We start from the raw sequence: 279 nt of genomic DNA, 5'->3' as shown, positions 1-279 counted from the left end.
CTGCGCAGTTTGCGGTCGGCCGTGTACCGGTTGATCATGGAGTCCATGTTGCCGGCCGTGACGCCCCAGAACAGGTTGGGCTTGCCCAGCGCCTTGAAGGGCTCGGCGCTCAGCCAGTCGGGCTGGGCGATGATGCCCACGCGGAAGCCCTGGTTCTCCAGCATGCGCCCGATGACGGCCATGCCGAAGCTGGGGTGGTCGACATAGGCGTCGCCCGAGACGATGACGATGTCGCAGCTGTCCCAGCCCAGCGCGTCCATCTCGGCACGCGTGGTGGGC

The 279-nt window shown here is 67.4% G+C and carries 1 protein-coding gene; it reads right to left on the bottom strand.

Features of this window, described 5'->3' with window-relative positions:
* A partial coding sequence (locus L0U88_RS20815) for a hypothetical protein (protein ID WP_234868804.1) occupies positions 1–279 on the bottom strand: 279 nt, incomplete at both ends.

Source organism: Flavihumibacter fluminis, assembly GCF_021491375.1.
Classification (GTDB): Bacteria; Bacteroidota; Bacteroidia; order Chitinophagales; family Chitinophagaceae; genus Flavihumibacter; species Flavihumibacter fluminis.
The sequence above is the reverse complement of the archived record's forward strand: the minus strand, read 5'-3'. Positions and strand labels throughout refer to the sequence as shown.